Source organism: Pseudomonas sp. ASL7 (assembly GCF_056680375.1).
This window is the reverse complement of the sequence record NZ_CM155279.1, coordinates 2,005,485-2,030,145: the sequence shown is the minus strand read 5'-3', so window position 1 is coordinate 2,030,145 and position 24,661 is coordinate 2,005,485. Positions and strand designations below refer to the sequence as shown.

Sequence of the window (24,661 nt, the reverse complement as noted above, 5' to 3'; positions counted from 1 at the left end):
TGTCTATTGCTGGGATTCTGGATCAGTCGCCGAACGGGCCGGCCACGCAAAAGGCCCCACCCTGGTAGACCCGGATCGGATCATCGGCAGATGGCAGTGGCAGCGCCTCGACCTTTTCACGAAACACGTCGGAGCTGTCCTGCGGGGCATAACCGAGGCAAGTTGCCAGATGATTGTCCCACCAGACGTTGTTGTTATCGGACATGCCGTACACCACGGTGTGGCCGACGCCTGGAGCATACAGCGCACGTTCAATCAATCGAGTCAGGTCACCGAAACTCAGCCAGGTGCTCATCATCCGGCGATTTTGCGGTTCCGGGAACGCTGAGCCGATGCGGATGCTGACGGTCTCGATGCCATAGCGATCGAAGTAGAACGTGGCCATGTCTTCGCCGTAGGATTTGGACAGCCCGTAGTAGCTGTCCGGGCGGCGTGGGGAGTGGGCGTCGATCACTTCGTCTTGCTTATGGAAACCGATCACGTGATTGGAGCTGGCGAAAACGACGCGCTTCACACCATGACGGCGTGCGGCTTCATAGATGTGGAAGACGCCGCAGATGTTGGCGCCGAGAATCTCTTCGAAGGAACGCTCCACCGACACACCGCCGAAATGCAGGATCGCGTCTACGCCTTCGACCAGTTGATGCACGGCATGCTTGTCGGAAAGGTCGCAGGGCACCACTTCTTCGCGGTCATCGATGGCCGGCGCGATGTCGGCGATGTCCGACAGGCGAATCACGTTGGCGTACGGGCGCAGGCTTTCGCGCAGCACTTTACCGAGGCCACCGGCGGCGCCGGTCAGCAGTAGGCGGTTGAAAGGGGCTTTAGAAGGGGTGGTCATGGAAGTCCTGGGCGCGCAGTTATTGTTGGCGGGTTCGTTGTAGGTTGTCGTATGACTAAATCGAAGTATCGTTAGGCTTTCCGGGTCTTGTCAACGCAACGTTGGTTGAAAATGACGGAGGGTTATCCTCTCCCTTGTAGGAGCGAGCCTGCTCGCGATGGACGTTAACGATAACGCGTATTTTCTGAATAAACGCGCGGCTCTTGAGTCCTTCGCGAGCAGGCTCGCTCCTACAAAAATTTGTGTCAGCCTGTCTTACAGCAACGAGATCGGATAGCTGATGAACAGGCGGTTTTCGTCGAACTCGTTGGTGCTGAAATCTTTGCGGATACTCGAGTTGCGCCATTTGACGTTGAGGTCTTTCAGCGCGCCGCTCTGCACGGTGTAAGCCAGCTCCGATTCGCGACCCCATTCCTTGCCATCGGTGATTGCCCCGGTGTGCACGTTATCGCCACTGATGTAGCGGTTCATCATTGTCAGTCCGGGAATGCCCAGCGCGACGAAGTTGTAGTCGTGGCGCACCTGCCAGGATCTCTCCTGGGCATTGTCATAGCTGTTGTTGTAGCTGTCATTGGCCAGGGTGCCGCCGCTGGTGCCGTTGACGCGCATCCAGACACTGTCACCGGTGAGTTTTTGCAGGCCGACATAGAAGGTGCTGCCGCCGTATTTGGCCGAGAGCAGGGCGAAGGTGGTTTTGTTGTCGAGGTCGCCGGCCAAGGCGCTGCCGTTTTCCTTGCCATTGAAGAAGCCAAGGTTGGCGCCCAAGGTCCAGTCGCCTAGCGGTTGGCTGTGGTTGAGGTTGTAATATTGCTGCTGGTAAATGTCGCTGAGTTCCGAGTACCAGACGCCGACCTGGGTGCGCTTGTCGTTGAACGTGTACTCGCCACCGCCGAAGTTGAAGCGGTCCGAGGTGAACGCCGGTTTGCCGTTCATCGATATGTCTTCCATGCTCGCATCGTTGCGCGGGCTGTTCTGCTGGAACTGGCCACCGTAGAGCGTCAAGCCACTGATCTCATTGGACGTCACCTGGCCGCCGCGGAAGGTTTGCGGCAGGGAGCGGCCGTCATCCGAGCGCAGGATCGGCAGCACCGGCATCCATTCACCGACTTTTACTTCGGTTTTCGAAATTTTGCTTTTCAGCGCCACACCCAGGCGGCCGAAGTTATCGACAGGGCGGCCATCGCTGCCGATCGGCAGCAACTGTGTGCCACCAGTGCCTTTGCCGCCGTCGAGTTTCTGCGAGTACAGGCCCAGCACATCCACGCCGAAACCGACGAAGCCCTGGGTGAAGCCGGACTTCGCATCGAGAATGAAGTTTTGCGTCCACTCTTCGGCCTTGCCCTGGGGGTACGCCGGGTTGGTGAAGTTGCGATTGAAGTAGGCATTACGCAGGTTCAACGTCGCTTTAGCGTCATCGGCAAACCCTTCGGCATGGCTGGTCATCGGCAGGGCAAGTGCCAGGCTGCTGCAACCGATCAGGCTCAAGGTATGGCGACGTGCGAAGGTCGGGCGAGGGGTGCAGACGGAATGGCGGACGAGCTTGCTCACAGTAACGCTCCCTTGTTGCTTTTTGTTTTTATAATTGTCGTACGTCGTCGTACAACAAGGGGGCGATTATTTGCGAGGCTTTCAGGGGTTGTCAATCAGAAGTTGTACGATGACTAGGCGGGGTTTGGATTAACCCGTGGGAGCGAGCCTGCTCGCGATGGACGTAAACGAAGACGCATGCTGCCTGGGAAAATGCGCCGCCTTCGGATTCATCGCGAGCAGGCTCGCTCCCACACCGGATTTGTGTTCTAGCCTGCGATCATGGGTGGCATGGTCCCCAGCAACGAAACCGCTGCCACAGCGCCCATCCCCAGAAACCACTCCAGCACCACGCTGGCGCGCAAGGTCGTCAGGCGTTGTTCGCTGTCGTTGATCCACAGTCGATTGAACAGCGCCAGGCCCAGCATCACGGCGACCAGCGACACCTTGATCAGCAGAATCAGCGCGAACCCTGTCAGCAACGGCGTCGGCCAAAAAGCCCCGGTGAGCACCCGTACGTTGATCAGGCCGGTCACGACCAACCCGGCGACCAAGCCGTAGCCGACACCGCTGAATCGCCCCAGGATAGCGCCGACAGCATGGCCGGCCGGTTGACGCAGGATCATCACCAACAGCATCAGCCCGCCAAGCCAGGCGCCGACGCAGATCAAGTGGACGATTTGATTGAAGATCAGCAATTGGCCGCTGAGACCATCGAGCATCGCCCCGTGGCCGACCGGGGCAAGGGTCGCCAACAAAAGGCTGGTGAGGCCGATGCGTAGCGGGAAGTTCGAACGCAATGGCGTCAGCACCAGCACCACCAGTAACGCATTTATCAGCAGGTGCCAGCGCCAGACCTGACCGAAGAACGTTTTACCCAGCACCAGGCCCAGGGTCGATGGCTCGAATGCTGCACTCCCGCTTCCGGCCATGCTGACGGTGATCAGCAGCAACCAACAGACGCCGCTGATCAATGCCACGGAGGCCAGCCATCGGGTGACACTGGACAGCGGTTGGTCCAGCACCGCCTCACGGCCCAGCAGCAGAGGCCTGAACAGGCAGGCCCCGAACAGCATCAACACCACGGTGAAATGCAGGAAGCGGCACAGCACCATCGCACTCGTCATGAATTATTGGCCAACCTTGAAGCTATAGGCGCCTTCACTTTTGTGGGTGTCGACCGATACGGCGTGCCATTCGACTTTGTAGGCACCTGCTGCCAAAGGGGCGGCTGGTGTGACGATCAGGGTTTTCTTGTCGCTGCCTTCGGTGGTCAGGCTTTTCACCGGAACATCGGCACCGTCCTTGCTGATCGTGACCTTGCTGAAGGTTGATTCAACGCCTTCGGAAAACACCAGGCGCAGCTCCGACGGCGGGCTCACGGTGCTGTCGGCGGCCGGCGTCTGCTTTTTCAGATGGGCATGGGCAAACACCGACGATGCGGCGAGAAGCGAGCCCAGCAGGGCGACGGTGGTCAGGGTGGTCTTGAGCTGCATCGTGGAATACCTCTGAGGCGGGGTCGAAGGGGTGTCAGTTTACCTGCGAGAGGCGGGCTGTACGAAGTTTCGTTTTCCCCTGTCGCCGCGATGTAGAGCGGGTGTTAGTCTTGACCCATGCTGTTGTCAGGGAGCCCTCATGGGCAATCACAAGATCGAGATTCGTCGCAGTAACGTCGAGAAAATTCTGCTGGGGGCCGAGAAGGTCTTCGCCGAAAAAGGCTTCGGCAGCACCGCCATGGCGGACATCGCCGCCGAAGTGCAACTGCCGCGCTCCAATCTGCATTACTACTTCAGCACCAAGAGTGAGTTGTACAGCGCGGTGCTGTTCGATCTGCTGGAGGTGTGGAAGCAGGATGCGCTGTGCTTCGAGATGTTCGATGACCCGCGCGTGGTGCTCAGCAGCTACATCCGCGCCAAGATGAACCATTCCCGCAGCCGGCCTTATGGCTCGAAAGTCTGGGCCAACGAGATCATCCACGGTGCGCCGACCCTGGGTGAGAAACTCGACGTCAGTCTGTACGACTGGGCCAAGATGAAAGAGGCGAAAATTCGCCAGTGGGTGGACGACAAACGCATCCTGCCGGTGGAGCCTTCAAGCCTGCTGTACATGATCTGGGCGTCAACCCAGCATTACGCTGACTTCGATCATCAGGTGAATATTCTGAACGATCATCAGCCGTTGTCGGACATGCAGTTTGAGCGGGCGATTCAGACAGTGACCAGTGTTATTTTGCGGGGGATCGGGTTGGAGCCTTGAGGTTTGCGCTGCTGTTGCCGACGCCTTCGCGAGCAAGCTCGCTCCCACAGTGGTTTTATGTCGTACACAAATCCCGCGTACACCCGAGAACCCTGTGGGAGCGAGCTTGCTCGCGAAGGCGCCCGTTCAGGCGCCGCAGATTTCAGACTGCAACATGGTAGGGATTGCGCGGATCGTGGTTCCAATCCAGAAACGGCTTGCCGTTCTCGATCGGCACCATCTCGATACAATCCTGCACCGGGCAGGTGATCTGGCACAAATTGCACCCCACGCACTCATCGTCAATCACTTCATATTTATGCGTCCCGTCCGCCTGCTTCAGGCTGGCAATCGCCTGGTGCGCGGTGTCTTCGCAGGCGATGTGGCAGCGCCCGCAACCGATGCACGCTTGCTGATCAATCTTCGCAATCACCTGGTAGTTGATGTCCAGGTACTTCCAGTCAGTGGTATTGCCCACCGCGCGCCCGGCAAAATCCGACACGCTGGCGTAGCCTTGACTGTCCATCCAGCGTGACAAACCGTCCTTCATTTCCTCGACGATCCGGAATCCGTGCAGCATTGCCGCCGTGCACACTTGCACCGAGCCGCTGCCCAGCGCAATGAACTCCGCCGCGTCGCGCCAGCTGCCGATGCCGCCAATGCCGGAGATCGGCAGCCCTTGGGTCTGCGGGTCGCGGGCGATTTCGGCGACCATGTTCAGCGCAATCGGCTTCACGGCCGAGCCGCAATATCCGCCATGGGTGCTCTGGCTGCCGACGGCAGGATTGGCGACCATCTGCTCCAGGTTGACGCTGGTGATCGAGTTGATGGTGTTGATCAGCGACACCGCGTCAGCCCCGCCACGATGGGCCGCGCGGGCGGCGACGCGGATGTCGGTAATGTTCGGCGTGAGCTTGACGATCACCGGCAGCGAGCAATACGTCTTGCACCAGCGCGTGACCTGTTCGACGTACTCCGGCACTTGGCCGACCGCCGCACCCATGCCGCGTTCCGGCATGCCATGAGGGCAGCCGAAGTTCAGCTCGATACCGTCGGCGCCGGTGGCTTCCACCAGCGGCAGGATGTTTTTCCACGATTCTTCAACGCAGGGCACCATCAGTGAAACGATCAGCGCACGGTCTGGCCAATCCTTCTTGACCTGGGTGATTTCCCGCAGGTTGATCTCCAGTGAACGGTCGGTGATCAGCTCGATGTTGTTGAAGCCCATCACCTCACGGTTGGCGCCGAAGTGTGCTGAGTAGCGCGACGAGACGTTGACCGCCGCCGGGTCTTCACCCAGGGTTTTCCAGACCACGCCGCCCCAGCCAGCTTCGAAGGCGCGGACCACGTTGTAGGCTTTGTCGGTGGGCGGCGCAGAGGCCAGCCAGAACGGATTGGGGGCTTTGATGCCAGCGAAGACAATCGAGAGATCGGCCATTTACGCAGCCTCCACGTTGAGCATGAGTTGAGCGTTGATGGCTTCGGCGGCCCGCTTGCCGTGCTGCACGGCTTGTACGGTGAGGTCCTGATCGAGGCTGGTGCAATCGCCTCCGGCATACACGCCGGGGATGCTGGTGCGCAGGTGCTCGTCTACCAGGATTCGATCACCCTGACGCTTGAGCTCCCGGGCCAGTGGATCGGCCAGGGCACTGCCATCAAAGGCCTGGCCGATGGCTTTGAAGATGGCGTCGGCCACCAGCTCGAAGGTCTCGCCGGTGGTTTGCAAGCGACCTTCGAACATTGTTGTACGAGCGAAGCGCATGCCGCGCACATTGCCCTGATCGTCGAGCAGCACTTCTTCGGGTTGAGCCCACGTCAGCAAACGCACCTGATTGGCTTTGGCGATGTCCTGTTCGTGCCCGGTGGCGCCCATGTCTTCGGCGCCGCGGCGATACACCAGGTTGACGTCATGCGCGCCGAGACGAGCCATCTGCACGGCCATGTCGATGGCCGTGTTGCCGGCGCCGAGGACGATGCAATGGTCGGCGAGTGGCAGTTGGGTCAGGTCGTCGCACTGGCGCAGCTCGCGGATGTAGTCGGTGGCGGCGAGCAGACCGGGTGCGTCTTCATGGGCCAGGCCCAGGTGTTTTGCGGCGTTGAGACCGAGGCCGAGGAACACGGCATCGAATTGTTGATGCAGGTCGCTGAGGGTCAATTGCTCGCCGAGTTTCTGGCCGTGGCGGATCTCGATGCCACCGATCTGCAGCAGAAACTCCAGTTCCTTCTGCGCGTAATCATCCACCAGTTTGTACTTGGCAATCCCGTACTCATTGAGGCCGCCAGCCTTTTCCCGTGCCTCGAAAATCACCACGTCGTGACCGTGCATGGCGCTGCGATGGGCACAAGACAACCCGGCCGGTCCTGCTCCGACCACGGCGATGCGCTTGCCGGTTGCGGCGGCGCGTTGGAACGGGTGTTCGCTGAAGTGCGCGTTGTCCACCGCGTAACGTTGCAACAGGCCGATCAGTACCGGGGCGCACTCGTGGTCGTTGTTGCGCACACAGGCTTGCTGGCAGAGGACTTCCGTCGGGCAGACCCGGGCACAACTGCCGCCGAGTATGTTCGCCGAGAGGATTTTCTGCGCCGCGCCCTGAACATTGTCCTGATGGATATTGCGGATGAACGACGGAATGTCGATCTCACTCGGACAGGCATTCACACACGGCGCGTCGTAGCAGTACAGGCAGCGCGAAGCTTCCAGATGCGCCTGCCGGTCATTGAGGGGCGGCGCCAGGTCGGTGAAATGACCGGCGAGGGCGGCCGCACTCTCTTGGGGATGCGGGAGATGGTTCAGGGTCTTGATCACGGTTTAAGGCCTCATGTTGTTTGAGGTTATGCCTCTGACGGGCATTGGTCTTTGTATTGCCTGTGCCGACGCCATCGCGAGCAAGCTCGCTCCCACAGTGGTTTAGTGAACACTGAAGATCCCTGTGGGAGCGAGCTTGCTCGCGATAGGCCGAAGGCCGCTCTCAGCGTTTCACAGCCGTGGGCTTATGTTGCTCAGCCCGCTTACTCAACAAATCAAACACCGCCGGATACGCCGGCCTCTCGACATACCGCCCGGCACCACGCTCGGCGCGCAGATCGCCATCGGCCCACACCACTCGGCCCTGGCTGATGGTATGGCTCGGCACGCCGCGCACGGTCTTGCCTTCGAAGATGTTGAAGTCGACCTGCTGGTGGTGAGTTGTCGCTGAAATGGTCCGCGTGCCCTGCGGATCCCACAGCACCAGGTCTGCGTCAGACCCGACACGAATCGCACCCTTGCGTGGGTAGAGGTTGAAGATCTTCGCGGTGTTGGTGGAGGTGAGCGCGACGAAGTGCTGCATCGACAAGCGGCCGGTATTCACCCCTTCGTCCCAAAGCACGGCCATGCGGTCTTCGATACCGGCGGTGCCGTTGGGGATTTTGCTGAAGTCATCACGCCCCGCCGCTTTTTGCTCGGCGCAGAAGCAGCAGTGGTCAGTGGCGGTGGTGTGCAGGTTGCCCGATTGCAGGCCGTGCCATAGTGCTTCTTGATGGCCACGAGGACGGAAGGGCGGGCTCATCACGTAACCGGCGGCGGTCTGCCAGTCCGGGTGTTGATAGACACTGTCGTCGAGCAGCAGATGCCCTGCCAACACTTCACCGTAGACTTGTTGGCCCTTGCTGCGGGCGTAGGTGATTTCGTCGAGGGCTTCCTTGGTCGAGACGTGCACCAGGTACAGCGGGGTACCCAACGTTTCGGCAATGCGGATCGCCCGGCTCGCGGCTTCGCCTTCCACCTGCGACGGCCGCGACAATGGATGCGCTTCAGGCCCGGTCATGCCCTGGGCCATCAACTTGCGCTGCAGGTGATAAACCAGTTCGCCGTTTTCCGCGTGCACCGTCGGCACCGCGCCAAGCTCCAGGCAACGCTCGAAACTCGCCACCAGGGTGTCGTCGGCCGCCATGATCGCGTTCTTGTAGGCCATGAAATGCTTGAAGCTGTTGACCCCGTGATGGCTGACCAGCTCCGCCATTTCCTCGCGGACCTGCTCGCTCCACCACGTGATGGCGACGTGGAAACCATAATCTGCGGCCGACTTCTCGGCCCAGCCGCGCCATTGGTGAAACGCCTCCATCAGCGATTGCTGCGGATTGGGAATCACGAAGTCGATGATCGACGTGGTGCCGCCGGCCAGTCCCGCCGCTGTACCACTGAAAAAATCTTCGCTCGCCACCGTGCCCATGAAGGGCAGTTGCATATGCGTGTGCGGGTCGATGCCGCCGGGCATCAGGTATTGGCCGCTGCCGTCGAGCACTTCGGCACCCGCCGCAACATCGAGGTTGTCACCGATGGCTTTGATCACGCCGTCGGCGCAATAGACGTCGGCTCGGTAACTTTCATCATGGGTAATAACGGTGGCGCCACGGATCAACAGAGACATTCCGAGTTCCTCGCAGGCAATGACCGACTGGTGCCGGTTCTAAATGTTTTATATGAAGCTGGCGCAAACAGGTGTATTCCTGTCAACGCTGTCAGGAATAGACGCTAGTCTGAGATTCAGGAATGAGCAAGAATATTTTTTATAAGCTTATAACGTTAATAAGTGTCTGATAAATAACGATTAAAGTTTGAAATACCCAAAATGGTTCACGCACTCACCATTTTGACGCACTTGACAGGTTCCAAAAATAGACGAGATTTCCTATGTGAAATCAGCCGGTTGAGAAAGGTCTATGGTTGATGCGCTACATTCAAAAAAAGTTCGATGCACCTGATTGAGTCCTGACTTTTCGGACGACGTGCCTGGCATTCAGCCTGAGTGAGCAGGCAAGTCACCGTGGACTGATTAGGTATGCCAATAAAACTGATAAACATCAGTGGGTTGCAAAGTTTAGTGGAACTGCCCGATGCGCAAACGGGGTGCGCGGCACGGTTATTGATGCCGCAAGTCCTGATGAGCAAAAAATAATTCAAAGAACAGTGGAGCGGCCATGCAACAGATCAGATCGCAAGTGACCGAGCGCGACGGCTTGTTTGAGCTGGAAGCCGGCAGCGACGTCCTCGACAGTCCCCGTTACAACCACGACATGGCACCGACCAAGGTCCACGAACGAACCTGGAACAAATGGCACATCACCGCGCTGTGGATCGGCATGTCGATCTGCGTGCCGACCTACACCCTTGGAGGGGTGCTCACGGCCTATTTCGGTCTGAGCGTGGGCGAAGCGCTGCTGGCAATTCTGTTCGCCAATCTCATTGTATTGATCCCGCTGACGTTGAATGCTTTTGCCGGCACCAAGTACGGCATTCCGTTCCCGGTGTTATTGCGCTCCTCCTTCGGCATTCTCGGTTCCAACGTGCCCTGTTTGATTCGGGCGCTGGTCGCGTGCGGCTGGTTCGGCATTCAGACGATGTTCGGCGGCCTGGCCATTCACTTGTTTTTGGGTTCGATTTTCGAAGGCTGGAAAGCCCTCGGTGGCACCGGTGAAGTGATCGGCTTCATGATCTTCTGGGTGCTGAATTTGTGGGTGGTGCTACGCGGCGCCGAGTCGATCAAATGGCTGGAAACCCTCTCGGCGCCGCTGCTGGTGCTGGTGGGTGTGGGCCTGTTGGTATGGGCCATGCCGAATGTATCGATGACCGAACTGTTGGCGATTCCGGCCAAGCGACCGGAAGGGGCCAGCGTCGTCAGCTACTTTGCCGCCGGCCTGACCGCCATGGTCGGATTCTGGGCCACCTTGTCCCTGAATATCCCCGACTTCAGCCGCTACGCCAAAAGCCAGAAAGACCAGATACTCGGGCAGGTTTTTGGTTTGCCGCTGACGATGTTCCTGTTCGCTTCCCTGGGCGTCGTCATGACCGCCGCCTCGGTGAAACTGGTGGGTGTCACCGTCTCTGATCCGGTTAGCCTGATCGGTCATATCCAGAGCCCGGTGTGGGTGGCATTGGCCATGGCGCTGATCATCATCGCCACGCTGTCCACCAACACCGCGGCGAACATTGTGTCCCCCACCAACGATTTCCAGAACATCGCGCCCAAGGTGATCAACCGCACGAAAGCGGTATTGCTGACGGGGTTGGTGGGCTTATTGCTGATGGGCCATGAACTGCTGAAAAAGCTCGGGCTGATTGTCTCGGACGTGAGCCTGGAAACGGTTTATTCCAACTGGTTGCTGGGTTACTCCAGCCTGCTCGGACCCATCGCCGGGATCATGGTGGTGGACTATTTCCTGATCAAGAAACAGCAGCTGGACCTGGCCGGGTTGTATCGCGATGACGTCTATCCGGCGTGGAACTGGTTCGGGTTCACCGCCTTCGGCGTGCCGGTGGTGTTGACGCTGTTGTCGCTGGGAAGCAATGCATTCAGCTGGTTTTACAGCTATGGCTGGTTCACCGGCTCGGCATTGGGCGGGCTGATCTATTACGGGTTGTGCTCGATGCGGCCCACTCCGTCAATCGTGAAATCTCCGGTGTGATGGATGGCCTCATCGCGAGCAGGCTCGCTCCCACAGGGGAATGCATTTCAAATGTGGGAGCGAGCCTGCTCGCGATGGCGGCCTCAAATGCACCAGATAATTACCTGAAGAAACCTATAAAAACTGCCTGAGGAGATCATCATGAACGCTGCCGTAGACGTTCTGCAGTCCACCCATCAGCACATCAACCGCGACCGTCTGTGGCAGTCGCTTATGGAACTGGCCACGCTCGGCGCCACGGTCAAGGGGGGCGTCTGTCGCCTGGCCCTGACCGACCTCGACCGCCAGGCCCGCGACATCTTCGTCAAGTGGTGCGAGGAAGCAGGCTGCGCGGTCAGCATCGACGCCGTCGGCAACATCTTCGCCCGCCGCGCCGGCCGCAACCCAAACCTGCCCCCGGTGATGACCGGCAGCCACATCGATACCCAGCCTACCGGCGGCAAGTTCGACGGTTGCTTTGGCGTACTGGCCGGCGTCGAAGTACTGCGCACCCTCAATGACCTCGGCGTAGAAACCGAAGCGCCGCTGGAAGTGGTGGTCTGGACCAACGAAGAAGGCTCGCGCTTCGCCCCGTGCATGATGGGCTCCGGTGTGTTTGCAGAAAAATTCACCCTCGAAGAAACCCTGGCCAAGGTCGATGCCGAAGGCGTGACCGTCGGCGAAGCGCTGAACGCCATCGGCTACGCGGGTCCACGTAAGGTCAGCGGTCACGCCGTCGGCGCGTATTTCGAGGCTCACATCGAGCAAGGCCCGATCCTTGAAGACGAACACAAAACCATCGGCGTGGTGATGGGCGCCCTCGGCCAGAAATGGTTCGACCTGAAACTGCGCGGTGTCGAAGCCCACGCCGGCCCGACACCGATGCACCTGCGCAAGGACGCTCTGGTCGGTGCGGCGGTGATCGTCGGCGCCGTCAATCGCGCCGCCCTCAGCCATCAACCGCACGCCTGCGGCACCGTGGGATGCCTGCAAGCCTACCCCGGCTCACGCAATGTCATCCCCGGCGAAGTGCGCATGACCCTTGATTTCCGGCACCTGGAGCCGGCGCGTCTGGACTCGATGATCGCCGAAGTCCGTGAGGTCATTGAAACCACCTGTGAAGAACACGGACTGACCTTCGAACTCACACCCACTGCCGACTTTCCTGCGCTGTACTTCGACAAGGGCTGCATCGAGGCGGTGCGCGGTGCGGCACAAGGTCTGGGCCTGTCGCACATGGACATCGTCAGCGGAGCAGGGCACGACGCGATCTTCCTCGCCGAACTCGGCCCGGCCGGGATGATCTTCGTGCCGTGCGAAGGCGGCATCAGCCACAACGAAATCGAAAACGCCGCGCCGGATGATTTGGCGGCCGGGTGTGCGGTGTTGTTGCGGGCGATGCTGGCGGCGTCGGCCGCGATTGCCGGCGGTGAGCTCGCGGCCTGAAGCATCACAAGATGCTTCTGTGGTGAGGGGGCGCGTCGCTGCTTCAGGATGTTTGCTGCACTATCCCGACCCCCTGCGGTCGACATCTTCACAGGCCGGCGCGTGAATGCGCCGGCGCACGTGTGGAGATCCAATGAGCCAGGACGTCCTGATCACCGAAACCAATCGCCGGCAGTTGCAGCAGATCATCGCCGGCTTGTCCGATGGCGTGATTTTGCTGGAGCTCGACCAGACGATCCTTTGGGCCAATGACGCCGCGCTGGCCATGCACGGTGTCGCGCAGATCAGCGAATTGGGCGCGAATGCCAAGGCGTACGCCAGACGCTTCGCCTTGCGCTATCGCAATAATCATCCAGTCCCGGTCGATAATTACCCGATCAACCGTGTCGCCCGTGGCGAGACGTTCAGCGATGTGGTGGTGCAAGTGCGTTCGGATCAGGACCCGGAACGCACCTGGGTTCACAGCGTGCGCAGCATGGTGTTGGCCAATAGTGCGGGCGACCCGGAGTCGCTGGTGCTGATCATGGACGATGTCACCGAGTGGGCCAGCGCCGAGCAGCGCTTTGAAAAGACTTTCAGCGCCAACCCGGCCCCCGCGGTGATCTGCCGACTCAGTGATTTGCGCTACATCAAGGTCAATTCCGGTTTTCTGGAAATGACCGGCTACGCGCGTGATCAGGTGATCGGCTGTTCTACGTATGAGTTGGACGTGCTCGAAGGCGCCGAAAACAAAGACTTGGCCAAGCAGCGTTTGCGTGAGGGGGCAACCATTCCGCAGATGCAGGCCGAGCTGCAATTGCCCGAGGGCGGGAGCAAGCAGGTGATCGTCGCCGGTCAGCCCCTGGAGCTCAATGACGAAGCGTGCATGCTGTTTTCCTTCGTCGACATGGAGCCTCGACGCAAGGCCGAGGTCGCCCTGCGCCAGAGTGAGGAGCGGTTCGCCAAAGCCTTTCGCCTGACACCGGTGCCAATCCTGGTGTGCAATGCGGCTGATCAGGTGGTGATGGACGTCAATGAAGCGTTTCTCGACACCCTCGCATTTCCCAGCGAAGAAGTGCTTGGCAAGACCATCGCCGAGATCGATTTCATTCACGACAAGGGCGCACGGGTACGGCTGTTCGCGGCGCTGGAGAAAAGCGGTGGACTGGATCGCATCGATATTCGCGTGCGTAAAAAAGACAACGAACTGATCGATTGCGCGGTGTCGGCCGACACCGTGAACATTCAGGACAGCCCTTGTTACTTGCTGGTGCTGATGGACATCACCGACCGTAAACGCACGGAGCTGGAGTTGGTGGCGGCGATCGAAGAGGTGATGAAAGACGCTTCGTGGTTCAGTCGCACGCTGATCGAAAAACTCGCCAACGTGAAGAACGTAAACTCGCCCAGGTTACCCAGCGTCACGTTCACCGAGCTGACCGCCCGGGAGCGCGATGTGCTGGGGCTTATCTGCGAAGGCCTGGCCGACAAGGAGATCGCTGCACGGTTGAAACTGGCGCCCAATACAGTGCGCAATCATGTGTCGACGGTATATTCCAAGCTCGACGTTCACAGTCGCAGCGAGGCGATTGTCTGGGCGCGAGAACGTGGTTTATTCTCCGGTGAGTGGCGGCCCAAGGCGCAGCGATAAGGTGCAAATGCACTAATTGGGGAGGTGCAAATTCGTGTGTTGGCGCATTGCGTCTGTGCTTAGCCTGTGAAGGTGCGATAGGGGGTGTTCAGGCCGGGATCGCATCCTTGGAACAGCTACAGGAATGAGCAAAATGATTCATCTGGCGCAATTGCGTATGCATCTGGAGCGTAGTTTTTCGCCATTGGCCTGTGATTGCACTGTCACGGGTGAATATTCATTGACGGTGAAGCTCTATCACCCGGTTTCAGGGCAGGTGGACCTGGTGGTCAGCGGGCTGAACCTGGCAACGCTAAGGACGCCGGACGCGGTGAATGCACTGATTGAAGAACTGCGTTATGAACTTGAGAGCAGTTGCTTGCATCGCCCCGGCGCGATTTCGTAGGAATTGCGGGGTTTACTGGCGTTGAAGACTGCCTAAACCATCAGGAAAACACGGTTACTGTTCTGTGAATGGACTTTCCAGTGATGTTTTGTTGTCACACAAGGGTGTCGATCACTTATAGCGGGTCAACCTATGAACAGTCCTGTGAAACGTATTTTATCGCCTCTGTCGCTCGCGCTCTGCGTAGCGATCCTCGGTGGTTGCGCCAGTCCACCACCGCCACCCCCTGCCGCACCGCCGCCCGATCCCGTGCGTACCTGCCAAACCAATGAAAACACCGATGTGCAAGGCGACGCGAGAGCTGACGCGCAGGTGACCCGGGTTACGACCACGACTCGTTGCGTCACCCAGTAGGAGCGAGCTTGCTCGCGAAGGACGTGAATGCAACGCGGTTATTCAGGAAGAACGCGTTATCGTTCACGACCATCGCGAGCAAGCTAGCTCCTATACAAGGTATGCATCTCAGGACAGGAAACCACCATCCACATTCAGCGAAACCCCTGTCGTGTAACTCGACGCATCGCTGGCGAGATACAGAACGGCACCGGCCATTTCACTGGGGTCCGCCACGCGCTTGAGCGGAATCTGCTGCAACGCGGTGTTCAAAATGGCCTCGTTTTTCACCAGCGCCGACGCGAACTTGGTGTCGGTCAGGCCCGGCAAGAGGGCGTTGCAGCGGATGCCGAACGGCGCACACTCCTTGGCGAAGACTTTGGTCATGTTGATCACCGCCGCCTTGGTCACTGAGTAGATGCCCTGGAAGATCCCCGGCGAAACGCCATTGATCGAGGCGACGTTGATGATGCTGCCGCCGCCGTTGTCACGCATCAGCTTGCCGGCTTCCACCGACATGAAGAAGTAGCCGCGGATGTTCACATCGACGGTTTTCTGAAAGGCGCTGAGGTCAGTGTCCAGCACGTTGCAGAATTGCGGGTTGGTCGCGGCGTTGTTGACCAGAATGTCCAGGCGTCCGAACTGTTCGCGGATGCCGGCGAACACCTGGCTGATCTGTTCCATCTCACCGATGTGGCATGCAACAGCGGTGGCCTTGCCGCCAGCGGCGATGATGGCATCGGCCACGTGCTGGCAACCGTCGAGCTTGCGGCTCGAGACGATGACGTGAGCGCCTTGTTGGGCCAACAGTTTGGCAATGGCTTCACCGATGCCGCGGCTGGCACCTGAAACGAAAGCGATTTTGCCGTCGAGGTCGAACAACTGAGTCTTGGACATGGGATTCTCTTATAAAAAGTCTTGTTATTTAGCCAGGGGCGCAATCAAAGGCTGGATTTCTGGATGACCTGCAGGCTCATCTGCTCCAGCAGTTTGTTCATGTGAATGAACTGCGCGAAGCGTTTGTCCTGGGTCTGACCATGGAAGAAGCGGTAATAGATCTGCTGCACGATGCCGGCCAGACGAAACAGGCCGTAGGTGTAGTAGAAGTCGAAGTTGTCGATCTGGATGCCTGAGCGTTCGGCGTAGTAATCGACGAACTCGCGGCGGGTCAACATGCCCGGGGCATGGCTGGGTTGGCGGCGCATCAGTTGCACGGGCGCCGGGTCGCTGGCTTCGATCCAGTAGGCGAGGGTGTTGCCCAGGTCCATCAGCGGGTCGCCGAGCGTGGTCAGTTCCCAGTCGAGCACGCCGATGATTTGCATCGGGTTGTTCGGGTCGAGGATCACGTTGTCAAAGCGATAGTCGTTGTGAACGATGCTGGAGGTCGGGTGATCGGCCGGCATCTTGTCGTTGAGCCAGGCCTTGACCGCTTCCCACTGCGGCGCGTCGGGAGTCAGCGCTTTTTCGTAGCGCTCGCTCCAGCCTTTGACCTGCCGGGCCACGTACCCTTCGGGTTTGCCGAGGTCGCCCAGGCCATAGGCGTTGTAGTCGACCTGGTGCAGCTCCACGAACTTGTCAATGAAGCTCTTGCACAGGGCTTCGGTCTTTGCCGAGTCCAGGCCCAGTTCCGGCGGCAGTTCGGAGCGCAGGATGATCCCGTTGACCCGTTCCATTACATAGAATTCGGCACCGATCACTGATTCGTCCGTGCAATGCACGTAGGCTTTGGGGCAGTACGGAAAGCCGTCCTTGAGTTGGTTGAGGATGCGAAATTCGCGGCCCATGTCATGGGCGGACTTGGCTTTGTGACCGAACGGAGGCCGACGCAGGACAAACTCCTGCTCGGGGTATTCCAGCAAGTAGGTGAGGTTCGATGCGCCGCCGGGAAACTGGCTGATCCGTGGCAAACCGCTCAGGCCCGGAATATGGGCCTTGAGGTACGGATCGATCAGGCTGGCATCGAGCTCTTCGCCGGTGCGGATACGGGTGGACTGGTCAGTAAGCGCCATGCTTATCCCTTCTGCTTATTCTGGAGGCCTGAGACTATTGGCTAATCTAATGCGCACACCCGACACCCACAACCACGAGCAGCCCTTATAGGTGAGCGTGTTGCCTGCCAATCATTGCTTTTGATACACCCGTTTGAAAGAGCTTCAGAACATGGCCTTGCTCATTGCCGGAGGCAGGGCGACTGGCGTCAGCACCGGTTGATTGGAGAAAAACGCCATCAGGTTGCGGCCCACCAGCTCCACCGTGCCTTGCGTGGCTTCCGGCGACAGACCGGCGACATGCGGGGTCAGGATGACGTTGGTCAGGCCCTTGAGGGCGTCCGGCACGTGGGGTTCGGCATCGAAGACATCCAGCGCGGCGCCGGCAATCCGCAGCTGCTCCAGCGCATTGATCAGGTCTGCAGTGACGATCACGCTGGCTCGGGCGATGTTGACGATGAAACCTTTGGGGCCCAACGCGTCGAGCACCTGTCGGTTGATCAGGTGTTTAGTGGCAAGGCCGCCGGGCGTAGCGATCATCAGGAAGTCCGAGACGCGTGCCAGTTCGGTGGGGGTCGAACAGAAGGTGTAAGGCACGTCGCTGCGATGCTGGCGATTGTGGTAACTCACCGTCATGTCGAAACCGTGGGCGGCACGTTTGGCGATGGCCATGCCGACGGCCCCGAGGCCGAGGATGCCCAGGCGTTTGCCAGCCAGCGAGGGGCGCATGATTTTTGGCCATTCGCCGCGGCGCACGGCGGCGTCGCAGCGCGGAATGTCTCGCACCAGTGACAGCAGCATTGCCATGGCATGGTCGGCGACCGAAGAGGCATTGACCCCGGCACCGTTGGTGACGGTGATGCCCCGGTCTGCGGCGGCTTGCAAGTCGACGTGTTCATAACCGGCGCCGATCACACAAATGATCTTGAGATTGGCCAAGGCGGCGATTTCATCGGCATACAGCCCCAGCGGGCCGCGCGTCAGGACCGCATCGATTTGCCCGGCGTGCCGTGTAATGGCCGCGGCGCGCTCGGCAGGGGTGGGAGCCAGTATCAGGTGAAAGCCCTGATGTTCGAGAATCGGCAGGTAATCATTAATGGTTTCAACCAGTACCAGAACGGTTGCAGGCATGCTGGGCTCCTGTAGGCGGCGGAATGTCGAGACTCGAATATCACTGGAGATTGCTGGCTCCAACGCCGTTTGGCAATGGCCAAAACTCCTGCACGCTGTAGCTTAGGCAGAGGAGCCGTGCGGCGTCAGAAAAGTCCGCGCTGCATCGAGAGTTTCGTCGGACAATGCGTCAGCCCGAGTGGCGCGGGCCAAGGTCAGGGCACCGACCATTAACGAATAATCCACCCGTGCTTTTTGCCGATTGGCTTCGGGCAGATCGTCACCCATCAGCAGCAACGCTTCAAGCCCCTGAGTGTAGGTCTGGCACTAGTGACATGACGCTAATCTTTTATTAAATGGAAATTTTAAAGCATCTATTCAATAGCGCTCGAAAAACCTGATCCGTAGCACCACTCCTCAGCTAAGTCTTTGCTTCTGTTCACTAATCCCGGACAATCGCGCCCCTGTTTCGGTCAGGACGCTGCCTGTCGGATTTTTCCGACTCGTTCTGACCGGGTAGCAAATGACCGGAATGCGGAGATCTCACCGGATGAATGATCAGGCCAATAGCGTCGACGAACGCTATGTAGCGGCGACACCAGCGACTCTTTCGAACTGGAATCGCCATGACACCACATGGATGCTGGGCCTGTTTGGCACCGCCATCGGCGCCGGTACCCTGTTTTTGCCGATCAACGCAGGACTGGGCGGGTTCTGGCCATTGCTGGTCCTGGCGGTGTTGGCGTTCCCCATGACGTTTTACGCGCACCGTGGCCTGACCCGCTTCGTGTTGTCCGGACGCGAAGGCGCGGACATCACCGAAGTGGTGGAAGAACACTTCGGAATCAAGGCCGGTGCGCTGATCACCTTGCTGTACTTCTTCGCGATTTTCCCGATCCTGTTGATCTACAGCGTGGCGCTGACCAACACCGTGGGCAGTTTCCTCGAACACCAACTGCACATCATGCCGCCACCGCGCGCCGTGCTGTCGTTGGTGCTGATCGTTGGCCTGCTGGCCGTGGTGCGTTGCGGCGAGCAAGCGATCGTCAAGGCCATGAGCCTGATGGTTTATCCGTTTATTGTTGCGCTGCTGTTTTTGGCGGTGTTCCTGATTCCCCACTGGAATGGCGGCATCCTTGCGACTGCATCGACCCTGCCTGAGCCGTCGGCGTTGCTGCACACCTTGTGGCTGGCGATTCCGGTGATGGTGTTCTCGTTCAACCACTCACCGATCATCTCGGCGTTCGCCGTGGATCAGAAACGCCGTTACGGTGAGCACGCCGAGGAGCGCAGTTCGCAAATCCTGTCCCGCGCCCACGCCTTGATGGTGGTGATGGTGCTGTTCTTCGTCTTCAGCTGCGTGTTGACCCTGTCGCCCGCACAACTGGCCGAGGCCAAGGCGCAGAACTTGTCGATCCTGTCATACCTGGCCAACCACTTCAGCAACCCGACCATCGCCTTCGCGGCGCCGTTGATTGCGTTCGTGGCCATTTCCAAGTCGTTCCTGGGCCACTACATTGGCGCCAGTGAAGGCCTCAAGGGCTTGATTGTAAAAAGCGGCAAACGCCCGGCGCCGAAGACGCTGAACCGTATGACTGCCGGGTTCATGCTGGTGGTTTGCTGGATCGTTGCGACGCTGAACCCGAGCATTCTCGGGATGATCGAAACCCTTGGCGGGCCGGTTATCGCGGCGATCCTGTTCCTGATGCCGATGTACGCGATCCGCAAAGTGCCGGCCATGGCGCGTTATCGCGGTCAGGCGTCCAACGTCTTCGTGACGGCGGTGGGCCTGGTGGCGATCTCGGCGTTGATCTATTCGCTGTCTGCCTGATTGATCCTGTGGGAGTGTGAGTCCGCCTTCGCGAGCAGGTCGAATCGTCGCACCGTCGCTCCCACACGTTGTGTGCAGTCTCTGTGGGAGCGAGCCTGCTCGCGAATGGGGCGACGCGGTCTTCAATAAAAAACGCCGCTCTTCTAACGATGGGCGGCGTTTTTTATGGCGTGCACCCAGCACCTGACCTGGAGCACACATCCAACCGGATAAACGGCTACCCTAGAGCCTACATTGACGCGTCGTATACGACCTGTTGATCTTTATCTGGAGACGCTTCATGGCAGGTGCTCACGGCGTATCGACTCAACCTCGCATCGATACGCCCAACCGATGGCTGGACGTCCTGGCCGGGTTATCGATTGCCGGCTTGTTGTTGCCCGAGGCTGTCGCCTATTCAAGCATTGCCGCGCTGCCGCCACAGACCGGGGTCATTGCGTTGTTTGCCGGTCTGCTTTGCTACGGCCTGTTCGGCACCAGCCGCTTTGCCATCGTTTCCGCGACTTCATCGTCGGCAGCGGTCCTGGCCGCCGCCACCGCCACGCTGGCCAATGGTGACTCGGGCTTGCGCATGATCCTGGCGGTCGGCCTGGTGTTAGTGACCGGTGGTTACTTCCTCCTGGCCGGGCTGTTCAAACTCGGCAGCATCACTTCATTTATTTCCAAACCGGTATTACGCGGCTTTGCGTTGGGCCTGGCCATCACCATCATCCTCAAACAGGTCGCGAGTGCCGTCGATGTGCACTTGGACAGCGCCAATCTGATTCGTTTCGTGCCGCAATTGCTGGAGCAATTGCCCCAGTGGAATAGGGTCGGCGCGCTCGTGGCGGCCGTGTCATTGCTGGTGTTGTGGCTGTGCGCACGCGTGCGGCGATTACCGGGTGGGTTGCTGGTGGTGGCGCTCGGTATTGCAGCCGGTCAATGGCTGGATTTGTCGGCCTACGGAGTGAAGCTGATTGGCGTGATCGATTTAAGCCTGGATGTGCCTCATCTTCCGGTGTTGCCGTTTACTGATTGGCTGCGTCTTGGGGAGTTGGCGTTTGCCATGGTGATGATTCTGTACGCCGAGTCCTACGGATCGATCAGCTCCTTTGCGCTCAAACACGGCGACCGGGTTTCCTCGAACCGCGACCTGTTGGCCCTCGGTGCGGCCAATCTGCTGTCGGGCTTGTTCCACGGCATGCCAGCGGGCGCAGGCTACTCCGCGACCTCGGCCAATGAGGCCGCGGGTGCAGGTTCGCGCATGGCGGGCGCAGTAGCGGCGGGGGTGGTGTTGCTGATCGTCTTGACGGCGTTGCCTTACATTGCACTGACGCCCGAGCCGGTGCTGGCCGCTATCGTCATTCACGCCTTGGCCCGGGGCTTGAGTCTGCAACCGTTGGGTCGCTATTTCATCTGGCGCCGCGACCGCCTGCTGGTGATCTGTGCAGTGGCAGCGGTGCTGGTGCTTGGCGTGCTGGACGGTTTGTTGGTTGCAGTGGCGATCAGCGTGCTGCTGATGCTCAAACAGATGTCATCGGCGGATATTCAAGTGCTGGGGCAAATGGCTGGCGGTCACGATTTTGTCGACCTGCACCTCCATCCTCAAGCCAGGGAAATACCGGGCATGCTGATCGTCAGGCCGAGTGAAGCGCTGTTTTACGCCAATGTGGAGCGCATTCTGGGCGGCGCCTTGCACTTGGCTCGCCACGCCTCGCCGCCGATTCATACGATTATTTTGAGCCTGGAAGAATCTCCGGACCTGGACGGCACGAGCATCGAAGCGCTGGAAGCGTTCTTTTTGCGGGTGCGTGCCGAAGACAAATTACTGATTCTGGCGCGGCTCAAGGACCAGGCTAAAGCCGTTCTCGCGCTGTTGCCGGCGCAGGAGCTGGAGCAGGTGCTTCTCAGCGATTTGAGTGTCGACGGTGCGGTGCAACAAGCACTTAAGTTGTCGGCGGAAGCTTGCGCTTAACCTGTGGGAGCGACGGTGCGACGATTCGACCTGCTCGCGATGGTCTTCAACGATGACGCGATTAGCCTGAATAACCGCGTTGTTCTGAAGTTTTTCGCGAGCAGGCTCGCTCCCACAGGGGGCCAGGTCAAACCTGGCAGGCATAAAAAAACGCCGCTCATCTCACGATGGGCGGCGTTTTTTATAGCGTTGTAACGTTAGGCTTGAACGACCGGAATATTGGCGTTCGCAGCAGCTTCACGGAACTCGGCGATCTGGTCGAAGGACAGGTAGCGGTAGACATCGGCCGCCATGCTGTCGATCTTGCCAGCGTATTCCATGTACTCCTCGACGGTCGGCAGGCGACCCAGGATGGAAGCAACAGACGCCAGCTCGGCCGAAGCCAGGTAGACGTTCGCGCCGTCACCCAGACGGTTCGGGAAGTTACGGGTCGACGTCGACACCACAGTGGAGTTCGGCTCTACACGTGCCTGGTTGCCCATGCACAGCGAGCAGCCTGGCATTTCCATGCGTGCGCCGGCCTTGCCGTAGATGCCGTAGTAGCCTTCTTCGGTCAACTGGTGAGCATCCATCTTGGTCGGCGGAGACAGCCATAGACGGGTTGGAAGCTGACCCTTGACCTGATCCAGCAATTTACCGGCAGCGCGGAAGTGACCGATGTTGGTCATGCACGAACCGATGAAGACTTCGTCGATCTTCTCGCCAGCAACGCTGGAGAGCAGACGGGCGTCGTCCGGATCGTTTGGCGCGCAGAGCACAGGCTCTTTGATGTCGGCCAGGTCGATTTCGATGACTTCAGCGTATTCGGCGTCAGCATCGGCAACCATCAACTCAGGGTTGGCGATCCAGGCTTCCATCGCTTGAGCACGACGTTCCAGGGTACGCGCATCGCCGTAGCCTTCGCCGATCATCCAGCGCAGCAGGGTGATGTTGGAGCTCAGGTACTCGGTGATCGACTCTTTCGACAGCTTGATGGTGCAACCGGCAGCCGAACGTTCGGCCGAAGCGTCAGACAGCTCGAACGCTTGCTCGATGCTCAGGTTGTCCAGGCCTTCGATTTCCAGGATGCGGCCGGAGAAGGCGTTCTTCTTGCCTTTCTTCTCGACGGTCAGCAGGCCAGCCTGGATCGCGAAGTAAGGAATGGCGTGAACCAGGTCACGCAGGGTGACGCCCGGTTGCATTTTGCCTTTGAAGCGCACCAGGATCGATTCCGGCATGTCCAGCGGCATAACGCCGGTGGCTGCAGCGAACGCGACCAGACCGGAACCGGCCGGGAACGAAATGCCCATCGGGAAACGGGTGTGCGAGTCACCGCCGGTACCGACAGTGTCCGGCAGCAGCATGCGGTTCAGCCAGCTGTGGATGATGCCGTCGCCCGGACGCAGGGAAACGCCGCCGCGAGTCATCATGAAGTCTGGCAGGGTGTGGTGGGTGGTCACGTCGATCGGCTTAGGGTAGGCCGCGGTGTGGCAGAAGGACTGCATCACCAGATCAGCGGAGAAGCCCAGGCACGCCAGGTCTTTCAGTTCGTCACGGGTCATGGGACCGGTGGTGTCCTGGGAACCGACGGTGGTCATTTTCGGTTCGCAGTAAGTACCCGGGCGAACGCCCGCTACGCCGCACGCCTTGCCGACCATTTTCTGCGCCAGGGTGTAACCCTTGGTGCTTTCAGCCGGGACTTCCGGCAGTTTGAACAGGGTCGAAGGTGGCAGGCCCAGTTCGGCACGCGCCTTCTCGGTCAGGCCACGGCCGATGATCAGCGGGATACGACCGCCGGCACGGACTTCGTCCAACAGCACCGGGGTCTTCATTTCGAAGGTGGTCAGGACTTCGTCGGTACCGTGTTTGCAGACTTTGCCAGCATGTGGGTACAGGTCGATCACGTCGCCCATGTTCATGTTGGTGACGTCGAATTCGATCGGCAGGGCGCCGGCATCTTCCATGGTGTTGTAGAAGATCGGAGCGATCTTGCTGCCGAAGCAGAAACCGCCAGCACGCTTGTTCGGCACGTAAGGCACGTCGTCGCCGAAGAACCACAGCACCGAGTTGGTCGCCGATTTACGCGAAGAACCGGTACCGACCACGTCACCGACGTAGGCGATCGGGAAGCCTTGGCCGCGCATTTCTTCGATCTGCTTCATCGGGCCGGTGACGCCCTGGGCGTCAGGCACGATGCCTTCACGGGCCATTTTCAGCATGGCCAGAGCGTGCAGAGGGATGTCTGGACGGGACCAGGCATCAGGGGCAGGGGACAGGTCGTCGGTGTTGGTTTCGCCGGTGACCTTGAACACGCGCAGGCTGATCTTGTCGGCCAGTACAGGGCGGTTTTTGAACCACTCGCCATCTGCCCAGGATTGCAGCACGCCTTTAGCGTGAACGTTACCGTTCTTGGCTCGTTCCGCAACGTCGTGGAAGGCGTCGAACATCAGCAGGGTGTGCTTGAGTTCTTCGGCGGCCACTGGCGCCAGTTCGGCGTCGTCCAGCAGGTTGACCAGAGTGACGATGTTGTAGCCGCCCTGCATGGTGCCGAGCAGTTCAACAGCGCGCTTCTTGTCGATCAGAGGGGATTTGGCTTCGCCTTTGGCGAGGGCAGACAGGAAGCCGGCCTTTACATAGGCTGCTTCGTCCACGCCAGGCGGAACGCGATTGGTGATCAGGTCAACGAGGAAAGCTTCTTCGCCAGCCGGGGGATTCTTCAGCAGCTCGACCAGGCCTGCAGTTTGTTCGGCGTTAAGCGGCTGGGGAACGATACCCAGTGCTGCGCGCTCTTCGATATGTTTGCGGTAGGCTTCAAGCACAGTTATTACCCTCATCAGTGGTCCCAAATGGGTGTCCGGGACGCTCATCCCGAAATTGCCGTACTCATGCGCTGCGTGGCGTTGTGGGCCACTTAGCCAGAATTACCGACAATTCCTTACAGAAGCTGCTTTCAAAGTTTTACGCCTGCAGAACGGGAGC

General features: G+C 59.5%; 19 protein-coding genes. 7 read left to right on the top strand and 12 right to left on the bottom strand.

The annotated features are described in order from the left end of the window. Window positions 1-22: 22 nt before the first annotated feature. The 4 genes from AC1MDT_RS09190 to copC form a co-directional block, all read right to left on the bottom strand. Window positions 23-841: an NAD-dependent epimerase/dehydratase family protein gene (locus tag AC1MDT_RS09190; protein ID WP_480421719.1), complete on the bottom strand. Its 819-nt coding sequence runs from the start codon at window positions 839-841 to the stop codon at window positions 23-25. A 255-nt stretch (window positions 842-1,096) separates the two neighbouring features. Then, window positions 1,097-2,389, bottom strand: a complete 1,293-nt coding sequence (locus AC1MDT_RS09185; RefSeq protein ID WP_480421718.1) for an OprD family porin — start codon at window positions 2,387-2,389, stop codon at window positions 1,097-1,099. Between the two features lie 248 nt (window positions 2,390-2,637). Continuing rightward, the gene (gene copD, locus AC1MDT_RS09180) at window positions 2,638-3,495 is read right to left on the bottom strand and encodes a copper homeostasis membrane protein CopD (RefSeq protein WP_480421717.1); all 858 of its coding nucleotides are present in this window, start codon (window positions 3,493-3,495) and stop codon (window positions 2,638-2,640) included. Between the two features lie 3 nt (window positions 3,496-3,498). Beyond that, the gene (copC, locus tag AC1MDT_RS09175) at window positions 3,499-3,864 is read right to left on the bottom strand and encodes a copper homeostasis periplasmic binding protein CopC (RefSeq protein ID WP_480421716.1); all 366 of its coding nucleotides are present in this window, start codon (window positions 3,862-3,864) and stop codon (window positions 3,499-3,501) included. Between the two features lie 139 nt (window positions 3,865-4,003). Here copC and AC1MDT_RS09170 point away from each other — a divergent pair, with 139 nt between their 5' ends. Continuing rightward, window positions 4,004-4,624, top strand: coding sequence for a TetR/AcrR family transcriptional regulator (locus AC1MDT_RS09170; protein WP_480421715.1), 621 nt, complete (start codon window positions 4,004-4,006; stop codon window positions 4,622-4,624). 142 nt (window positions 4,625-4,766) lie between these two features. Here AC1MDT_RS09170 and preA read toward each other — a convergent pair whose 3' ends face one another. The 3 genes from preA to hydA all read right to left on the bottom strand — a co-directional run bounded on the left by preA (window position 4,767) and on the right by hydA (window position 9,012). Then, a complete protein-coding gene (preA, locus tag AC1MDT_RS09165) occupies window positions 4,767-6,041 on the bottom strand; it encodes an NAD-dependent dihydropyrimidine dehydrogenase subunit PreA (protein WP_480421714.1) in 1,275 nt (424 codons plus the stop codon). After that, window positions 6,042-7,409, bottom strand: coding sequence for an NAD(P)-dependent oxidoreductase (locus AC1MDT_RS09160; protein ID WP_480421713.1), 1,368 nt, complete (start codon window positions 7,407-7,409; stop codon window positions 6,042-6,044). It lies immediately after the preceding gene. Window positions 7,410-7,572: 163 nt separating this feature from the next. Next, window positions 7,573-9,012, bottom strand: coding sequence for a dihydropyrimidinase (gene hydA, locus AC1MDT_RS09155; RefSeq protein WP_480421712.1), 1,440 nt, complete (start codon window positions 9,010-9,012; stop codon window positions 7,573-7,575). A gap of 550 nt (window positions 9,013-9,562) precedes the next feature. Here hydA and AC1MDT_RS09150 point away from each other — a divergent pair. From AC1MDT_RS09150 to AC1MDT_RS09135, 4 genes are all read left to right on the top strand, one after another. Continuing rightward, window positions 9,563-11,047, top strand: coding sequence for an NCS1 family nucleobase:cation symporter-1 (locus AC1MDT_RS09150; RefSeq protein WP_480421711.1), 1,485 nt, complete (start codon window positions 9,563-9,565; stop codon window positions 11,045-11,047). 141 nt (window positions 11,048-11,188) lie between these two features. Beyond that, the gene (locus AC1MDT_RS09145; protein WP_480421710.1) at window positions 11,189-12,472 is read left to right on the top strand and encodes a Zn-dependent hydrolase; all 1,284 of its coding nucleotides are present in this window, start codon (window positions 11,189-11,191) and stop codon (window positions 12,470-12,472) included. A 133-nt stretch (window positions 12,473-12,605) separates the two neighbouring features. Beyond that, complete coding sequence (locus tag AC1MDT_RS09140) at window positions 12,606-14,102, top strand: helix-turn-helix transcriptional regulator (RefSeq protein ID WP_480421709.1); 1,497 nt, start codon at window positions 12,606-12,608, stop codon at window positions 14,100-14,102. 133 nt (window positions 14,103-14,235) lie between these two features. Next, on the top strand, window positions 14,236-14,487 hold the full coding sequence (locus AC1MDT_RS09135) for a DUF1652 domain-containing protein (protein WP_480422736.1): 252 nt from the start codon (window positions 14,236-14,238) through the stop codon (window positions 14,485-14,487). 462 nt (window positions 14,488-14,949) lie between these two features. On the opposite strand, the gene AC1MDT_RS09130 is transcribed toward AC1MDT_RS09135, so the two are convergent. The 4 genes from AC1MDT_RS09130 to AC1MDT_RS09115 form a co-directional block, all read right to left on the bottom strand. Further along, the gene (locus tag AC1MDT_RS09130) at window positions 14,950-15,717 is read right to left on the bottom strand and encodes an SDR family oxidoreductase (protein WP_480421708.1); all 768 of its coding nucleotides are present in this window, start codon (window positions 15,715-15,717) and stop codon (window positions 14,950-14,952) included. A gap of 44 nt (window positions 15,718-15,761) precedes the next feature. Continuing rightward, window positions 15,762-16,829 carry a phosphotransferase family protein gene (locus AC1MDT_RS09125; RefSeq protein ID WP_480421707.1) on the bottom strand — a complete coding sequence of 356 codons (1,068 nt, stop codon included), beginning with the start codon at window positions 16,827-16,829 and terminating at the stop codon, window positions 15,762-15,764. A gap of 144 nt (window positions 16,830-16,973) precedes the next feature. Then, the gene (locus tag AC1MDT_RS09120) at window positions 16,974-17,939 is read right to left on the bottom strand and encodes a 2-hydroxyacid dehydrogenase (protein ID WP_480421706.1); all 966 of its coding nucleotides are present in this window, start codon (window positions 17,937-17,939) and stop codon (window positions 16,974-16,976) included. Window positions 17,940-18,041: 102 nt separating this feature from the next. After that, entirely contained in the window at window positions 18,042-18,206 is a 165-nt protein-coding gene (locus tag AC1MDT_RS09115; RefSeq protein WP_480421705.1) for a hypothetical protein, read from the bottom strand. A gap of 262 nt (window positions 18,207-18,468) precedes the next feature. Between AC1MDT_RS09115 and AC1MDT_RS09110 the strand changes: the two genes are divergently transcribed. Both AC1MDT_RS09110 and AC1MDT_RS09105 read left to right on the top strand, forming a co-directional pair. Beyond that, window positions 18,469-19,749, top strand: a complete 1,281-nt coding sequence (locus AC1MDT_RS09110; protein ID WP_480421704.1) for a serine/threonine transporter — start codon at window positions 18,469-18,471, stop codon at window positions 19,747-19,749. 280 nt (window positions 19,750-20,029) lie between these two features. After that, window positions 20,030-21,703, top strand: coding sequence for a SulP family inorganic anion transporter (locus AC1MDT_RS09105; RefSeq protein WP_480421703.1), 1,674 nt, complete (start codon window positions 20,030-20,032; stop codon window positions 21,701-21,703). 197 nt (window positions 21,704-21,900) lie between these two features. Here the strand turns inward: AC1MDT_RS09105 and acnB are convergent, their stop codons facing one another. Beyond that, window positions 21,901-24,501: a bifunctional aconitate hydratase 2/2-methylisocitrate dehydratase gene (gene acnB, locus AC1MDT_RS09100; RefSeq protein WP_480422735.1), complete on the bottom strand. Its 2,601-nt coding sequence runs from the start codon at window positions 24,499-24,501 to the stop codon at window positions 21,901-21,903. Window positions 24,502-24,661 lie beyond the last annotated feature (160 nt).